This is a genomic window from Klebsiella sp. K5-306, from assembly GCF_051835185.1.
Lineage (GTDB): Bacteria > Pseudomonadota > Gammaproteobacteria > Enterobacterales > Enterobacteriaceae > Klebsiella > Klebsiella oxytoca.
The window spans coordinates 321,460-336,610 of the sequence record NZ_JAIFJY010000004.1; the positions used below are offsets into that span (position 1 = coordinate 321,460).

At 57.3% G+C, this 15,151-nt stretch carries 15 protein-coding genes; 6 read left to right on the top strand and 9 right to left on the bottom strand.

Features of this window, described 5'->3' with window-relative positions:
* Positions 1 to 3 precede the first annotated feature (3 nt).
* The 3 genes from K2184_RS09200 (at position 4) to K2184_RS09210 (ending at position 2,857) form a co-directional block, all read left to right on the top strand.
* Positions 4 to 1,098, top strand: a complete 1,095-nt coding sequence (locus tag K2184_RS09200; protein ID WP_064370228.1) for a fimbrial protein — start codon at positions 4 to 6, stop codon at positions 1,096 to 1,098.
* Between the two features lie 154 nt (positions 1,099 to 1,252).
* Entirely contained in the window at positions 1,253 to 2,047 is a 795-nt protein-coding gene (locus K2184_RS09205; RefSeq protein WP_004104728.1) for a CatB-related O-acetyltransferase, read from the top strand.
* Between the two features lie 36 nt (positions 2,048 to 2,083).
* Entirely contained in the window at positions 2,084 to 2,857 is a 774-nt protein-coding gene (locus K2184_RS09210; protein WP_004104727.1) for a transporter substrate-binding domain-containing protein, read from the top strand.
* 15 nt (positions 2,858 to 2,872) lie between these two features.
* Here the strand turns inward: K2184_RS09210 and K2184_RS09215 are convergent, their stop codons facing one another.
* Positions 2,873 to 3,817, bottom strand: a complete 945-nt coding sequence (locus K2184_RS09215) for a LysR substrate-binding domain-containing protein (protein ID WP_064370227.1) — start codon at positions 3,815 to 3,817, stop codon at positions 2,873 to 2,875.
* 145 nt (positions 3,818 to 3,962) lie between these two features.
* On the opposite strand from K2184_RS09215, the gene K2184_RS09220 reads away from it, so the two are divergent.
* Together K2184_RS09220 and K2184_RS09225 are read left to right on the top strand one after the other, a co-directional pair.
* A complete protein-coding gene (locus K2184_RS09220; RefSeq protein WP_064370226.1) occupies positions 3,963 to 4,739 on the top strand; it encodes an SDR family NAD(P)-dependent oxidoreductase in 777 nt (258 codons plus the stop codon).
* A gap of 65 nt (positions 4,740 to 4,804) precedes the next feature.
* Positions 4,805 to 5,998, top strand: coding sequence for an MFS transporter (locus tag K2184_RS09225; protein ID WP_004104724.1), 1,194 nt, complete (start codon positions 4,805 to 4,807; stop codon positions 5,996 to 5,998).
* Between the two features lie 56 nt (positions 5,999 to 6,054).
* Here the strand turns inward: K2184_RS09225 and K2184_RS09230 are convergent, their stop codons facing one another.
* From K2184_RS09230 to speB, 8 genes are all read right to left on the bottom strand, one after another.
* The gene (locus K2184_RS09230; protein WP_023321477.1) at positions 6,055 to 6,849 is read right to left on the bottom strand and encodes an SDR family NAD(P)-dependent oxidoreductase; all 795 of its coding nucleotides are present in this window, start codon (positions 6,847 to 6,849) and stop codon (positions 6,055 to 6,057) included.
* A 74-nt stretch (positions 6,850 to 6,923) separates the two neighbouring features.
* A complete protein-coding gene (locus K2184_RS09235) occupies positions 6,924 to 7,856 on the bottom strand; it encodes a 2-hydroxyacid dehydrogenase (protein WP_064370225.1) in 933 nt (310 codons plus the stop codon).
* Positions 7,857 to 7,861: 5 nt separating this feature from the next.
* Positions 7,862 to 8,590: a class II aldolase/adducin family protein gene (locus K2184_RS09240; protein WP_004114670.1), complete on the bottom strand. Its 729-nt coding sequence runs from the start codon at positions 8,588 to 8,590 to the stop codon at positions 7,862 to 7,864.
* Positions 8,591 to 8,593: 3 nt separating this feature from the next.
* Positions 8,594 to 10,111 (bottom strand): amino acid ABC transporter permease/ATP-binding protein, encoded by a 1,518-nt coding sequence (locus tag K2184_RS09245; protein ID WP_004104714.1) that lies wholly within the window; start codon positions 10,109 to 10,111, stop codon positions 8,594 to 8,596.
* Positions 10,112 to 10,135: 24 nt separating this feature from the next.
* Positions 10,136 to 10,939: an ABC transporter substrate-binding protein gene (locus K2184_RS09250; RefSeq protein WP_004104712.1), complete on the bottom strand. Its 804-nt coding sequence runs from the start codon at positions 10,937 to 10,939 to the stop codon at positions 10,136 to 10,138.
* Between the two features lie 9 nt (positions 10,940 to 10,948).
* Positions 10,949 to 12,025, bottom strand: coding sequence for an isopenicillin N synthase family dioxygenase (locus K2184_RS09255; protein WP_023321475.1), 1,077 nt, complete (start codon positions 12,023 to 12,025; stop codon positions 10,949 to 10,951).
* A 12-nt stretch (positions 12,026 to 12,037) separates the two neighbouring features.
* Positions 12,038 to 12,886 carry a sugar phosphate isomerase/epimerase family protein gene (locus K2184_RS09260; RefSeq protein ID WP_004114665.1) on the bottom strand — a complete coding sequence of 283 codons (849 nt, stop codon included), beginning with the start codon at positions 12,884 to 12,886 and terminating at the stop codon, positions 12,038 to 12,040.
* 10 nt (positions 12,887 to 12,896) lie between these two features.
* Positions 12,897 to 13,847: an agmatinase gene (speB, locus tag K2184_RS09265; protein WP_064370224.1), complete on the bottom strand. Its 951-nt coding sequence runs from the start codon at positions 13,845 to 13,847 to the stop codon at positions 12,897 to 12,899.
* Between the two features lie 115 nt (positions 13,848 to 13,962).
* On the opposite strand from speB, the gene K2184_RS09270 reads away from it, so the two are divergent.
* Positions 13,963 to 14,874 carry a LysR family transcriptional regulator gene (locus K2184_RS09270; RefSeq protein ID WP_163525684.1) on the top strand — a complete coding sequence of 304 codons (912 nt, stop codon included), beginning with the start codon at positions 13,963 to 13,965 and terminating at the stop codon, positions 14,872 to 14,874.
* The last annotated feature ends 277 nt before the right edge of the window (positions 14,875 to 15,151 follow it).

Genomic DNA, 15,151 nt, shown 5'->3' on the forward strand with positions numbered 1-15,151 from the left:
ATTTTGCGCATAGTATCGTTTTTATTCCTGCTGATAGCGGGCATCTATAGCCACAGCGGCTGGGCGGAAACCTGCAAAGGGGATATCGGCCAGATGACCGTGAACGTCCAGAATATCAAGTACCTGCCCACGCTGCCGCTGAATACGCAGATGACCGGCGTGATGGCGGATAACGGCAGCGGGATTCATTTCTCCTGCGATCTTCAGGTGCCGAAAGCGGCGGCAAAGCGTCTGGTTTATCGGCAGCTAAAAACGGCCTCATCGCCGCTTTCCATCGGCGGTCAGCATGTGTTCCCCTCGGCGCTGGAGGGTATCGGATACTCACTGGGCTTCCAGTGCGGCGGCGGCGCGGTTCGCTTTATTGATGGCAGCCACGCGGCCGATAGTGCGGAATCCGTGACGGTGTGTGACAGCCAGGAGATGGCTAACCTGCTGAACCAGCAGCAGATTGTGGTGAAAGTCTTTGTGACGTTTTATAAGACCGGGGACGTCGCCCTGGTCAGCGGTAACCACGCTAACGTTCCGGCGCAGCCGCAGATTGGCGAACTGACGATCCAGCAGCAGGCCGACAGCCGCGCCGGTTTTGTCGCCAGCTCGCCGGTCACGCTCGATATGGCGGCGCTGAACGTCGATATCGGCAGCAGCGGCAGCTGTCAGGTTTCAACCACGAATATTCACGTTAGCCTGGGGACGGTGAATAAAGCGGAGTTCAAGGGCAAAAGCACCACCGGCGGCAGCGCGAAAAGCTTCTCCATACCGGTCTTTTGCTCCACGCCAACCGATATCCGCATAGGCTTTTTTGGCGTCACCTCACCAGGCGGCGGTACGGATACCCTCGCGTTAAGCACAGCCAACGCCTCTGCGAGCGGGGTGGGCGTCAGGCTCACGTACGGCAATAACAGCGCCCCGGCGCCTGCGGCAGGGACCAGCGTCAAAATCAACGAGGCCAGCAATCTCCCGGTGCTAAAGCGGATTAACGCCAGCAGCGCCGGCAGCGCGGAGAATATCAACTTCAACGCCCAGTACGTTCAGACCGATGATGCGGTGACCGCCGGCACCGCCAATAGCATGGTGACCTTTGCGCTGGAGTATAACTGACGATCGCAGGCGATTACGGCCCAACGCTTTCGCGTTGTAGCTCACAAAAAAGAGATGTCATAGTGATTTTTCGCGCGGCGAGCGGATCGGTACGCTATCAATGATCGAGAGATGAAGCGGCTGACCGGGAATACTTTGGTGCGGGAAATCGATCATGAAAATCACCTTTGGGGAGCTTAAACCCCTGTTGCAGGCGCAGCGAATTTTTGTCGGCGGGCAGAAGCTGGTCTGCGCCCACGCCTTTTACCGTGACGATCTGCCGATCGAGATACCGGAAAATTTAACCACCGAGGCGTATACCACCTACTGGGGGCGCTGCGGCGAACGGCTGGCATCATTGGGCGCTTTTAGCTATACGCGAACCCTGCTGCCGGCGCTGATTAAAGTGGGGCGCTACACATCGATTGCCGACCGGTTACAGGTACTTGGCGATCGGCATCCCCTGGAGTGGGCCAGCGCCAGCCCGGTTTTTTATGCCCATCACTCCGGCGTGATGGCGACGCTGGCTGCCGATAGCGGCAGGCCCAACCAGTTTTATCCTTTTGAAAAAACTCCCCGACCGATAACCATCGGCAACGATGTCTGGATTGGCCAGAACGTCACTCTGGCGCAGGGCATCACTATTGGCGATGGCGCAGTTGTCGCCGCCAACGCGCTGGTGGTCAAAGATGTCGCGCCTTACGCCATAGTCGGCGGTAACCCGGCGAAAGTTATCCGCATGCGCTTTAGCGAGGCGATTATCGAGCAGCTGCTGGCGCTACGGTGGTGGCGTTTTTCCGCCCAGGATATTGCCGGCTGTCCGGTTAATCAGGTTGAGCGCTTTTGCGAGCAGCTCGCCGGGCAAGCGGCCGACGGAACGATCTCGCGTTTTTCGCCGCCGGTATTGACCGCATCCATGATTAAAGATTTTATGAACGATAAACAGAATCCGCTGCGCAGCGCAGGATAATCATAAAACGGTTCACATTTGAACAAGGATATAAAGATGAAGTTGAAGTCAGGTATTGCTTTCGTCATCGCTGCTGTCGCCTTCGGCGCCCAGGCGCGCGACATGAACAGCATTCAACAAAGCGGCGAACTTAAAGTCGGCGTACCGGGAGATTACGCGCCGCTGGCGTTTCATAATAAAGCCGGAGAATTGCTGGGATACGATGTCGATATGGCGAAGGATCTCGGCAAGCGGCTTGGGCTAAAGGTAAGCTTTGTGCCGACCAGCTGGCCAACGCTCTCTGCGGACCTGAAAGCGGATAAGTTTGATATTGCTATGGGCGGGGTGACGGAAACTGCGGCCCGGGCGAAGGAATTCGCCTTAAGCCAGCCGGTCGTGCCGAACGGCAAAATTGCGCTGGCTAACTGCGCGGCGGCGCCCGCTCTCGGCAGCCTGGAAAAAATCGACCAGCCAAACGTGAAGGTGGTAGTGAACCCGGGCGGCACCAATCAAAGCTTTGTGGATGAACATCTCAAGCAGGCGCAGATTATTCGGGTGAAAAATAACGTGGATAACCTTGAAGCGCTGCGGCAGAAAACGGCGGATATGATGGTAACCGACCTGATCGAAGGCGTGTATTACCAAAGCAATGAACCGGGCGTGTTTTGCGTGGCCAATGAGCAACCCTTCCCGGGCACCGCCAGCTTCAAAGTCTATATGATGAATAAAGATAACCCGCAGCTGCTGGAAAAGGTAAATCAGTGGCTGGATAGCCAGGACAAAAATGTGCTCAAACAGAAGTGGCGCATCCATGACCAGGTCAACCCATAAAACAACAAAGGTTTTCTATGGCGGAGCCAGCGGCAGAAAATCAGCGTTCCCGCTCTCCGCCAGCACATCGTGAAGCAGCCAGTCATGAAATACCTTCACTTCCGGGCGCATGGCCGCATGTCGGGGCGTCACGATATAGTAGGACCAGCTGAGCGGCCAGCGGTAGGCCGGATGTAGCTGAACGAGCTGACCGGTGGCGAGAAGCTGTTTTACCAGCGCCCGGCGGACAATGGCGACGCCGCGCCCGCTGAGCGCGGCCAGAATGACCGCCGACGTTGAGTTGATATGCAGCCCGCTATCGCGCGCCGCTGGGGCCTGAGCGGCCTGCAGAACCTCCTCCCAGGAAGGAAAACGGGCTCCCGGGTGCGGCGTATCATCGTGGATCAGCTTTTGCTGTGCCAGCCAGTCGCCGCAGGCGGATTTGCCCGCTGGAACGATCAGCGGGCTGCACACCAGCACCGCTTCTTCATCCATTAGCCAGGTTTTATCCACACCGGGCCAGTCGCCGCGACCGCAGCGGATGCCTAAATCCGCTTCGCCGTGGGCAACATCCATCAGCTTTTCCGTAACGTTGAGGCGCAGGTCGATGTTTTCATAGGCTTCGGAAAAGCGGTTTAACCGCTCCATCAGCCAGTTCATCATCAGCACCTGTGAGGCGGTGATCACTACCACGGAACGCGCCCGGCGACCGCGTAGTTTATTCAGCCCGCTTTCCAGCTTATCCAGCCCCTGAGTAATATCCTGCAGCGCCTCCTGCGCCTCGTTCACCAGAGTGAGACGCTCTTTACCGCTGCGGGTGCGGTGCAGCAGCGGATGGCCAACCCAATCCTCCAGCGCCCTGACCAGTTGCCCGACGGCGGCAGGCGTCACGCCCAGCTCTCGGGCCGCGCCGGTAAAGCTGCCGTGGCGGGCGGCGGCTTCAAAAGCGTGAAGCCATTTCAGTCGGTTAAGCGAGCGCATGCTGAATATCCATCAATGAATTTTGGCATGAGTATAATCCATCAAGATAGATTTTCTTTATTGTGACGCGATTTCTTCTCATTCGTCAGCGCGGCTCTGCAAAGGCATGCTTAGGCCATCCAAATCAAGCATAAAGAGGTTAATGATGAACACAGCGTTTGCCGGTAAAAAATTGTTAGTGGTTGGCGGAACCAGCGGTATGGGGCTGGCAACGGCCAGACGGGTTGTTGAACAGGGCGGTCAGGTCGTGCTGGTGGGCAATCGCCAGCAGAAGGCTGAGCAGGCCCGTCAGGCGCTGGCGGCTGAGGGTAACGTGGAGATCATCGTCGCTGACCTGATGAGCGAAGCGGGTATGGCGCGGGTTATGGAGAGCATCAACGCGAAACATCAGGATATCAGCCTGCTGGTTAACGCCGCTGGCGTCTTCTTCCCGAAGCCGTTCATCGAACATGAAATGGCCGATTACGATCGGTATATGAATCTCAACCGCGCGACCTTTTTTATCACCCGCGACGTGGTGCGCAATATGCTGGCCAATAATATCAAAGGCTCAATTGTGAATATTGGATCGATGTGGGCGCAGCAGGCGATTGGCGCAACGCCGTCGTCAGCCTACTCAATGGCAAAAGCAGGTCTGCATGCGTTGACCAAAAATCTGGCAGTTGAGCTGGGCAGCAGCGGGATTCGCGTCAATGCGGTATCTCCGGCGGTAGTGCATACACCGATATATGAAGCCTTTCTACCTGAAGATGCTGTGAAGGATGTGATGAATAGCTTCGACGGCTTCCATCCTATTGGCCGCGTCGGTACGCCTGACGATATCGCGCAAACCGTAGCGTTTCTGCTTAGCGATAGCACCCTCTGGGTGACCGGCGCGGTATGGGATATTGATGGCGGCGTGATGGCTGGTCGAAATGCCTGATTACGTTCATTATGTCATCCTGGGCGTTGGCATAACGAAAAATGAATTCAGGATAATGAGAATCTATGAGCGCTGAAATGACGTTGCCCGTCAGGCAGCAAAACCAGAATATTGTTCGCCTGGCGACGGCGCAGGCGCTGGCTGGGGCAAACTCGGTGGTGTTCTACGCTACCGGGGCGATTGTTGGCAACGCCATCGCGCCCTCTCCAACCCTGGCCACGCTGCCGATTACCATTTTTGTGCTGGGCATGGCGGCCTGTATTTTGCCGTTTGGCGCGCTGGCCAGAAGGCGCGGACGCAAAACGGTGTTTATGGTCGGGACCGGCGCCGGTATGTTGACGGGACTGCTGGCGGCGACGGCGGTGGTCATAAGTTCGTTCTGGCTATTCTGCATCGCGGCCTTTTTCGGCGGCGCCTATGCGGCGGTGGCGGTTTCCTTTCGCTTTGCCGCTACTGACGGCGTCAGCGGCGAACGGCGCGCGCGTGCGCTCTCCCTGGTGATGGGGGGCGGAGTGGCGGCAGGGGTCATCGGTCCGATGCTGGTGACCGGCACCATGAATCTTTGGCCGCCGCACACCTTTGCCATGACCTTTATTGCTCAGGGGCTGGTGGCAGCGGTATCGGCGTGGGTATTACTGGGAGTAAAAACCGCCGAACCGGCGGCGCAGGCGAAGTCCGGCGGGCGTCCGCTGGGCGAAATTGTGCGCCAGCCCGGGTTTTCCCGAACGGTATTTAGCGGCGCAATCGCCTACATGGTAATGAACTTCCTGATGACCGCCGCACCGCTTTCCATGCATATGCACGGCCTGTCGCAGCAGGCGTCGAATCTGGGTATCCAGTGGCACGTAATCGCCATGTACGGCCCCGGATTTTTCACCGGCAAATTGATCGCTCGTTTCGGCGCCCGGCGTATTAACGCTGCCGGGTTGATTCTGCTGGCGCTCTCGGTGATGGTTGGCCTGGCCGGTATTGATGTTATGCACTACTGGCTGTTGCTGATCCTGCTGGGCATCGGCTGGAATTTTGGTTTTACCGGCGCGTCGACGCAGATTATGGATTTCCACCGACCGGAAGAGAAAAACCAGGTGCAATCGCTGAACGATTTTATCGTTTTCGGCGTCATGATGATTGGCTCATTTTCCTCGGGCGCGTTGATGAACCTCTTCGGCTGGAACGCCGTATTGTGGGGATCGCTGGTGCCGGTTGTGGTTGCGCTGGCGCTGCTGCTGGTCGGCGAAAGGGCAGCGCGCAGGCGCTAACTTTGCTCAAGATAAACGCCTGCGCGCTGAACGTTTTGTTATCCGCGCGCAGCGCGTCAGACGATATCATCCACTACGCCGCCATCCACGCGCAGCGCCGCGCCTGACGTCGCCGAAGCCTGAGTCGAACAGACGTAAACCACCATGCTGGCGACCTCTTCTACCGTGGCCGCGCGCTGAATCACCGAACTGGGGCGGTTTGCCATCACAAACTCTTTGGCCAACTGCTCCAGCGATTTGCCGGTTTTAGCGACTTCGTCTTTCATCATCTCGGCAAAGCCATCCGAAAGGGTCGGTCCCGGCAGGACGCTGTTCACGGTGACGCCGCTGCCGGCAACATATTTCGCCAGCCCGCGGGCCAGCGATAGCTGAGCGGTTTTAGTGACCCCGTAGTGAATCATATCCGCCGGGATGTTGCGTGCCGATTCCGAAGCGATAAAAACCACCCGACCCCAGCCTTTCTGTACCATGGCCGGTAGCAGCGCGCGCGAAAGACGAACCCCGGACATCACGTTGGTTTGCCAGTATCTTTCCCAGGTTGCATCGTCGGTGGCATAGAAATCCTGCGGGCCGTAAATACCCGCATTATTCACCAGTATGTCGATGCCGTTTACTGCTTGTATCAGCTGATTCACGCCTTCTGCGTCGCTCAGATCGGCTATCGCCGGTCGGGTCTTCGCGCCGGGAACCTCGCTCTGCAGGCGGGCAATGGCCGCATTCACGCTACGCTCGCTGCGGCCATTCACGATCGCTTCCGCACCGCTTGCCGCCAGACCTTTGGCGATGGCGAAACCAATGCCGCCGGTGGAGGCGGTAACCAGTGCAACTTTCCCCGATAGATCAATATTCATGCTGCCAGCCTTATTTTTTATTGGACAGACCATTAAGCGTAGCAGCGGATATTATGCTTTTGACGTTTTCGGGCTTAATAACCACTCTGTTTGTTCACCCGGTTTTTCAGCGGCAGCGCCCGATGTAGCCGCTGGATGTTATCCAGCAGCTGGCGGGCGATCGCCTCCGTCTGGGCGATGGAGGCCATATGCGGCGTAATTGCTACCTGCGGGTGTTGCCACAGCGGGTCTTCCTGGGGAAGAGGCTCGACGGGGAAGACGTCGAGCACCGCGCCGGATAACTTGCCGCTATCCAGCGCCCGGATCACGTCCTGGTTCACCATATGCTCGCCGCGGCCGCAGTTTATCAACGCCGCGCCGTTGGGGAGCCGATCCAGTAAAGGGTGGGCGAGGATACCTCGCGTCTGCTCGGTTAACGGCAGGACGTTGATAAGCACATCCAGCTGACCAAGAAATTCACCGGCCTGCGCATCGCGGTGAAAGCAGCGCACGCCGGCAAGGGATTTCTCGCTACGCGCCCAGCCGGAAACCCGATACCCCATCCCGGCGAGCTGCGAGGCGATATAGCCGCCAATTTCACCGAGGCCCATGACGCCAACGTGATAATCGGCCGCCGCGCGCTGCGGATACATCTTCCAGATGCGCTTGCGCTGGTGCGCCAGCGCCCGGTCAAAGCGGCGCTGAAACCACAGCACGCCCCACAGCGCGTATTCAAACATGCCGTGGCGAAAATCATCGTCAACCACCCGGCAGAGCGGAACATCGCTGGCGAAAATGCTGGCCGGGAGATGATCGACGCCGGCGGACGCTGCCTGGATCAGCTTTAGCTGCGGCGATCGCGCCAGGATCTGCGGATCGGGAAACCAGCAGCAGGCGTATTGCGCCTCGCGAGCGGCGGGGTGGTCAGGCAGGACCGCTTTTGCCTGCGGAAATGGCGCGAAAGCGGCGCAAATCTCCTGGGCATATTGAGGATCGTTACAATCCACGACGATAGTGAACGGAGTCATAGGCGTTAACTCTTATAAGAAGTATCAAGACGGTCGAGGCGACGCAGCCACGCCTGCCACACCAGCTGGCGTTCATGTTCGACTCCCTTCAGCTGCTCGCAGGCGTGCTGGCTCAGGCGATCGGGGATCGTATGAATGGAGCCGAGCGAAGCCAGCTGCGCGGCGGCCATCTGGATTTCACAGGCGCGGTTCAGGTAATACATGATGTAAAACGCGTCGGCGACGGTGCGGCCGACCGACAGCAGGCCGTGGCTTTGCAGGATCAGGGCGATATTCTCGCCGAGCGAGCGCTGGATCCTCACGCGTTCATCGAGATCGAAGGCCACGCCTTCATAAGGATGATAACCGACGCGTTGATAAAACTCGGTGCTGATCTGGTTGATCTGCAGCAGCCCTTCCGCACAGGCGGCGACAGCCATCCCCGGCAGCGTGTGGGTGTGGATCACGCAGTGGGCGTCTTCGCGAGCCATATGGACCGCGCTGTGGATTGTAAAGCCCGCCGAGTTTGCCGGTGCGCTGCCTTCGACGACTTTGCCCTGCATGTCGACCACGATTAAGTTGCTGGCCGTCACTTCATCAAACATCATGCCGAAGGGGTTAATCAAAAATCGCGGCTCGCCGTCGCCGGGCAGGCGAACGGAGAAGTGGGTATAGAGCGTGTCTTCCCAGCCGAACAGCGCCGCCAGACGATAGGCGCCCGCCAGCTGCTGGCGTAATTCCAGTTCAGTTGTCATTTATTACACTCCCATAAATTCACGAATGCGGGCCAGGGACGGTTCGGCGGCATCGCTGCGAATACGCTGCGGCGGCACATCGCTCTGCACGACGCCGTTTTCCATCATCACCACCCGATCAGAAATCGATAAGGCGAAGTCCATCTCGTGGGTCACGATCAGCATCGTCATGCCTTCACGGGCGAGGGACTGAATGACCTTGAGTACTTCGCCAACCAGCTCCGGGTCCAGCGCCGAGGTGGGTTCATCAAACAGCATGATGTCCGGTTTCAGCGCCAGGGCGCGGGCGATGGCCACGCGCTGCTGCTGACCGCCGGAGAGCTGGTACGGGTATTTTTCGGCGTGCGCCAGCAGACCGACGCGATCCAGCAGCCAGAGCGCCTGCTCTCTGGCGGCGGGGCGGTCAAGGAGCTTGTGATAGAGCGGGGCGAGCATCACGTTATCCAGCACCGTACGGTGAGGAAAGAGGTTGAAGCCCTGAAAGACCATGCCGATGCGGCGCACGCCCGCGCGCATTTGCTGTTTATCGATAATGGAGGCGCCCTTCAGATAATCCTCGCCGTAAAGAATGATCTCGCCGCCATCAATGCTTTCCAGAGCGTTGATGGTACGGATCAGGGTGGTTTTGCCGGAGCCGGACGGGCCGATGATGCTGATCACCTCGCCGTTTTCTACTTTCAGGTCAATCCCCTTCAGGACGTGGTGCTGGCCCCAGGATTTTTCGATACCCTGCAAATCGAGCGCCGGCGGGTTGCCGCGGGCGGACTGCGCTTTTGTTGTCTGCACCGGCGGCTTCAGGTTTTGACGCAGGGTTTCGCATTCCGTTTCATTGAGCGTTTGCGGACGTTTGCGCTGAATATCCAGCAGGTTTTCCAGCGCCCGGAAGAGCCAGGTAAAGGCCGTGACCACCATGACGTAATAGACCGCGACCGCCAGCAGCGTCTCCATTACGAGAAAATTCTGCGCGTACAGGCGCTGGCCGGTCAGCAGCAGTTCCGGCAGCGAAATAACCGACAGAATCGAGCTGAGCTTAATGATAGTGATATATTCGTTGATCAGCGTGGGCAGGGAGATACGAAACGCCTGCGGAATAATAATTAAGCGCTGAATTCCGATAAAGCTAAAGCTTAAGGCATGCCCGGCTTCGCTTTGCCCTTTAGCGACCGAAAGCAGGCCGCCGCGATGGATTTCCGCCATATAAGCCGCTTCGGTCACCGTCATCGATACCAGCCCGGCGATAAACGGAATGCCGAGCAGCGGCTGGGTGGCCGGAAACAGCTGCGGCAGGTTATAGACAAAGACCAGCAGCACCATCAGCGGTACGCTGCGAAAAAACCAAATATAGAGTTCGACGGGAACCTTCAGCCAGCGCGGGCCGGAGAGCTTAGCGCAGGCTAAAAGAAAACCTAATATCAGGCCAATAAACCAGGACAATGAACTGACGACAATGACGGTAATGCACGCCTGCCAGAATGCCCCAACGCTAAATAATGAGAAAAAATATCCCCAATCGAACTCCATAGCGACTCCCGTTTAATTATTGTATTAATTGATACTTTCTAAGCTGTATTTCTTGATGATGGCGTCATATTTGCCGTTGGCTTTAAGGGTGGCTAACGTTGATTTAATGGCCTCGGCCAGCTCGGTATTGCCTTTGGCGACGTAGATCCCCAGCGGCAGCGGATAGACCAGACGATTTGAGCTAATGGCCAGGCGGCCGCGGCTTTTCTCGACGATAATTTGCGCCGCCGGGGCGATTTCTAACTGGGCGTTGATATTTTTCGACAGCAGGGCCTGGGAGGCTTCCGGCGCGGTGGGGAACTCCTGAACGCTAATCGCCGGTTTACCCTTTTTCAGGCAGTACTCGTCGGAGTGTTTTTTGAGACTGGAAACCCAGGCGGTACCCGCCTGCAGACCGACCTTCACGCCGCACAGTTCATCTTCGGTTTTGGGCTGAATGGTGCTGTTTTTCAGGGCAATAATGGATGCGCCGGACAGGGCGTAAGGAATCGCATCCGCCTGCTTCTGACGCTCGGGAGTCACGTACATTCCGGAAATCACCGCATCGTATTTTTTACCGATACCTAAAATCAGGCTGGTGAATTTCGTGTCGATAAGCTGCGGTTTGGCTTTCAGCTGTTCGGCGATCAGCGCTGCAAATTCCGGGTCGATGCCGACGATATTATTATTGCTGTCGTAGGACTCAAACGGCGGATAGGTCACCTCCATCCCGACCTTAAATACGCCCTCGGTCAGCAGCTCTGCGGCCTGAGTCAGCGGTGAAAAACAAGCGGTGACGGCGATGGTCAAAGCCACACGGCGCGAGAGTTTTTTTAGCGTTCTTTTCATCATTTATCCTCACGGGTTATTAACGGTTTTTTGCTGGGCTTGTTTTTTCAGATGGCCAAAGGTGTTGGTGCCGCGGGCGCGTTCGGGGAGCTGGAGCTCGCCGCGGGTGACTTTCTCGCGCAGGTAGCGATAGGTCTGTAACGCCTGGCTCCACATATGTTCACCAATGCTCAGTTCTTGATACTCGCTGGCTTCGCCCGCCTTAAGGAAGCCCGGCAGGGGGCGGATCAGCGTGTGGTAGTCGCAGGCGAAAAACAGCGGGAAGGAGTAACGTTCCTGCGGCACCTTACGTACGCGGTGTGCTGTTGCAACAAATGTGCCAGCGCTCAGCACTTCCAGCATGTCGCCGATATTAATCACGAAAGCCTCTTCTCCGGTCGCGTTCTTCAGCGGTGGGGCGTCGATCCAGGCGCTATCTTCGTTCAACACTTCAAGGCCCGGCTGGTCGGCGAGCAGCAGAGTGAAGCACTCATAGTCGGTATGTGCACCAATACCGGGAACATCTTCGGCGCTGGCGTCAAAGGGGTAGTGGATCAGGCGCAGCTTTGACGGTGGGCAGGTGACCATCGACCTGAAATAACCTTCCGGCAGGCCAAGCGCCAGAGCGAAGGCGTCAAACAGGCGATGTCCAAGGGAGAAGACCGCGTCATACCAGGCCAGTACCCGGGATTGAAATTCGGGTATATCCGGCCATTCGTTGGCGCCAATCAGCGGCGTGTTAGCCACGACCAACGGGTGGTCGTCGGCGGCCTGGAAGCCGATATCAAACGCCTCTTTGCGATCCGGCTTGCCGGAGCCGTAAATCTCTTCGCCTTCGGGAACGTAGCCCTTATGGCTTTTCGACTGTCCGATGTAGTACGCCATCTTGCGCTCCATCGGCAGGGCAAAAATCTCTTTCGCCGCCGCGCGGATGCCGGCAATCAGCTCGGGCGCAATGCCGTGCCCGGTGATATAGAAAAAGCCGACCTCGCGGGCCGCCTGACCGATGGCGTCGGCTACCGCCTGGCGTCGGGTGAGATCGGCGCAGGTCAGGTCGCTGATGTCGATGGTCGGTAATTCAGTAAAAGAACTTTTTGCAGCGGTCATCTCTTCCGTTCCTTATGCAGTTAGCGAGGTGAATTCGACAAAATGTTGCTGTTCACGCCGGGCCATCCAGGCGTTCAGCGACCAGAGATCGGCGACCGGAACGTTGGTAAACGGCAGGTGATGCAGATAGCCATCGGGGCCAAACTCCGGGGTCAGCGTGGTGTGCTGGTAGCCGCGCCGGCGCTGCGATTGCCAGATTTGCTCCCAGAAGCGCTGTTGAAACCGCAGGGCCGCCTGATATTCCGGCGCGGCCGGGTGTGGCACCTGCGGCCCCTGGTCGTATCCGGCGCGGGCCTGAATATGGTGGACCCGTTCGATAAAGGCGCTGAAGTCATCGCAAGGGTCATCCAGCAGGCGTTCGCTGACCACGATCCAGTGGCTGATATCGGCGGTAAAGCGCAGCTGCGGCAGCTGTTGAATAATCTCCAGCGTCAGCCACGGGCTATACAGCGAGGTGGCGCGATGGGTTTCAAAGCTACAGAGCAGCTCATACTCGGCGGCCAGTTCATGCGCTCTGCCGAGAAAATCCACCTGCTGCGCCAGCGGCCAGCGGTCGTTACCGGCCAGTAGATTGACGAAGCGCGGATTAAGCGCTTTTGCCGCCGCAAAACGTTCTTTTAAGCGCTCCAGATGCTGCGCGGGCGTCTCGGCCTGGGCCGGAATGACGCCGCCGCCGCTGAAGACAATGGCGATATACTGAAGCGCGGACGCTTCGAGGCGCCGGGCCAGCGTTCGCTGCTCTTCTGTCGTCAGCGGCACTCGCGCTTCGATACCGCAGCAGCCGACGCTCTGGAGTTCGCTAACCGTTTGCTGCCACGGGGTGGTGACGCCCCACAGCGTGCGAAAGACGTTAAGCTGCATGGTTTTTCCTCTATGGATATTTCACGCCCGGGAGAACGCAGAGCATTTCATACAGCAGGTTGGCGGCCAGCTGGGACGTGTTGCCGCTGACGTCATAGGGGGGCGAGACCTCGACCAGGTCGCAGCCAATCAGGTTCAGACCGCGGCAGCCGCGCACAATTTCCAGCGCCTGTATTGACGTCAGGCCGCCTACTTCCGGGGTTCCGGTGCCGGGGGCCCAGATCGGATCGAGGCTATCGATATCAAAACTGAGATAAACCGGGCCATCTCCCATTTGTTGACGCACTTCGGCCATCAGCGGGGCCAGGGATTTGTGCCAGCACTGCTCCGCCTGAACCAGACGAAAGCCCCGATCGACGCCCCACTGGAAGTCGCCGGCGGCGTAGCCCTGCGCGCGCTGGCCAATCTGGACGACGCGTTTAAGATCCAGCAGCCCCTCTTCGACGGCGCGGCGGAAGGTGGTGCCGTGGGCAATCTTTTCGCCGAACATCTCATCGTTGGTATCGGTGTGGGCGTCGACGTGAATCAGACCTACCGGACCGTGCTTTTTGGTTAACGCGCGCAGAATCGGCAGGGTAATGGTGTGATCGCCTCCGAGCGTCAGGGGGATGAGCGAAAAACTATTCAAACTGGTGTAGTAATCCTCGATAATCTGCACCGATTTGAGCAGGCTATAGGTGTTAATCGGTACGTCGCCGATATCCGCCACCGACAGTGAATCAAAAGGCGCGGCGCCGGTAGCCATGTTGTACGGGCGAATCATCACCGATTCGGTACGAATATAGCGCGGTCCGTAGCGCGTTCCGGAACGCTGCGAGGTCCCGATATCCAGAGGGATGCCGACAAATGCGGCATCAAGCCACTGTAAATCCTCAATAAATGGCAGGCGCATCATCGTGGCGCGGCCGCCAAAACGCGGCATCTCATTGCCACCCTGCGGTTGATGAAAGACGTTATCCATTTCTGCTCCTGAATCTGATATTCAAAACTCAACAGCAGGGATAGTGCGCAAGATGTGCTGGACTTTAAATCGTCCGCCGCAAATACTTAGTTCATTTATCAGTGAAGTAAACGCCATGCTTAACGACGCGACGCTAAACATTCGACAGCTCCAGGTTTTTGAGGCGGTGGCCCGCCTTGAGAGCTATGGCCGGGCCCAGCAGGAGCTGGGGATTTCCGTTTCCGCGATCAGCAACGCGATGTCGCAGCTGGAGGGCCAGCTGGGCTTTAGCCTGTGCCAGCGCGGACGCGGCGGCTTTGTGTTAACGGAGAAAGGGCAGCATTTTTTACAGCAGGCGATCCGCGTGCTGAGTGAACTGAACGAGCTGGAGCGCCAGTCGGCGCTGCTGAAAGGCGAGCATAGCGGCACGATTTGCATCTCAACGCTTGACTCCATCGAAACGGAAACCGCGCTGTCGCTGCCGGTGGTGCTGCGCAGCTTTAGCGATAAGTTTCCTAACGTACACATCAAGCTGATTATTCGCACCCCGGCGGAACAGCTGAACGGCGTACTGAATAACCATATCGATCTCGCCATCGGTAGCTACAATTCGCGGGTGCATAACATCATCAGCGAACCGCTCTACCGCGAGCAGCACTGGCTCTACTGCAGCGACCTGCATCCGATGTTCTTTAGTCGCCAGCTCGATAAAGATCTCATCAGCCAGTGTCCACTGGTGACGCGCAGCTACTGGAATACCAGCGATCTGCGGCGGCGCGGGTTCAGCAAGGGCAGCGCCACGGTTGAAACCGTCGATGCGCAGCTGCTGTTGATCCTGTCCGGGAAATACATCGGCTATCTTCCAGAACACTACGCCTGGCCGTGGATTAAAGAGAATCGCCTGCGCGTGCTGCTACCCAATGAGTTTGGCTTTCAATCTCCCTTCTCGGCGATCTGCAAGCGCGGGCGCAGCAATGAACCTTATCTCAAGGAGTTTCGCAATCTTCTGAAGAAGAATACCGTAGCCAGGCCGAAGTGGAGTGCATGAGTTTAGTAATGAATGAGAAACAGCTTATGCCTGATTTTATTGGGAAGTAGACCGCTTAATATCAGGCATATAGCAGACGGCACATCATTAACTATATGTTTTTAAGAAAAAACTCAGATAAAAATATCGCCTGGTTCCAGGATAATTCCCACTCTGTAATTGGTCAAAAAATAACCTTTTTATGTGTTTTTTCTGAATTACGAGTAAATCCAACCTGTAACGTTGTTTGTTAATTTTTTTTCTGCTGGAATCGAGAAATATATTTTTTGTGCACTAT

Coding starts and splice junctions, on each gene's coding strand:
- speB (WP_064370224.1), bottom strand. CDS start 13,847: ATGGATAACGTCTTTCATCAACCGCAGGGTGGCAATGAGATGCCGCGT.
- K2184_RS09215 (WP_064370227.1), bottom strand. CDS start 3,817: ATGCGCTCGCTTAACCGACTGAAATGGCTTCACGCTTTTGAAGCCGCC.
- K2184_RS09245 (WP_004104714.1), bottom strand. CDS start 10,111: ATGGAGTTCGATTGGGGATATTTTTTCTCATTATTTAGCGTTGGGGCA.
- K2184_RS09230 (WP_023321477.1), bottom strand. CDS start 6,849: ATGAATATTGATCTATCGGGGAAAGTTGCACTGGTTACCGCCTCCACC.
- K2184_RS09235 (WP_064370225.1), bottom strand. CDS start 7,856: ATGACTCCGTTCACTATCGTCGTGGATTGTAACGATCCTCAATATGCC.
- K2184_RS09255 (WP_023321475.1), bottom strand. CDS start 12,025: ATGACCGCTGCAAAAAGTTCTTTTACTGAATTACCGACCATCGACATC.
- K2184_RS09260 (WP_004114665.1), bottom strand. CDS start 12,886: ATGCAGCTTAACGTCTTTCGCACGCTGTGGGGCGTCACCACCCCGTGG.
- K2184_RS09270 (WP_163525684.1), top strand. CDS start 13,963: ATGCTTAACGACGCGACGCTAAACATTCGACAGCTCCAGGTTTTTGAG.
- K2184_RS09220 (WP_064370226.1), top strand. CDS start 3,963: ATGAACACAGCGTTTGCCGGTAAAAAATTGTTAGTGGTTGGCGGAACC.
- K2184_RS09240 (WP_004114670.1), bottom strand. CDS start 8,590: ATGACAACTGAACTGGAATTACGCCAGCAGCTGGCGGGCGCCTATCGT.
- K2184_RS09210 (WP_004104727.1), top strand. CDS start 2,084: ATGAAGTTGAAGTCAGGTATTGCTTTCGTCATCGCTGCTGTCGCCTTC.
- K2184_RS09225 (WP_004104724.1), top strand. CDS start 4,805: ATGAGCGCTGAAATGACGTTGCCCGTCAGGCAGCAAAACCAGAATATT.
- K2184_RS09205 (WP_004104728.1), top strand. CDS start 1,253: ATGAAAATCACCTTTGGGGAGCTTAAACCCCTGTTGCAGGCGCAGCGA.
- K2184_RS09250 (WP_004104712.1), bottom strand. CDS start 10,939: ATGAAAAGAACGCTAAAAAAACTCTCGCGCCGTGTGGCTTTGACCATC.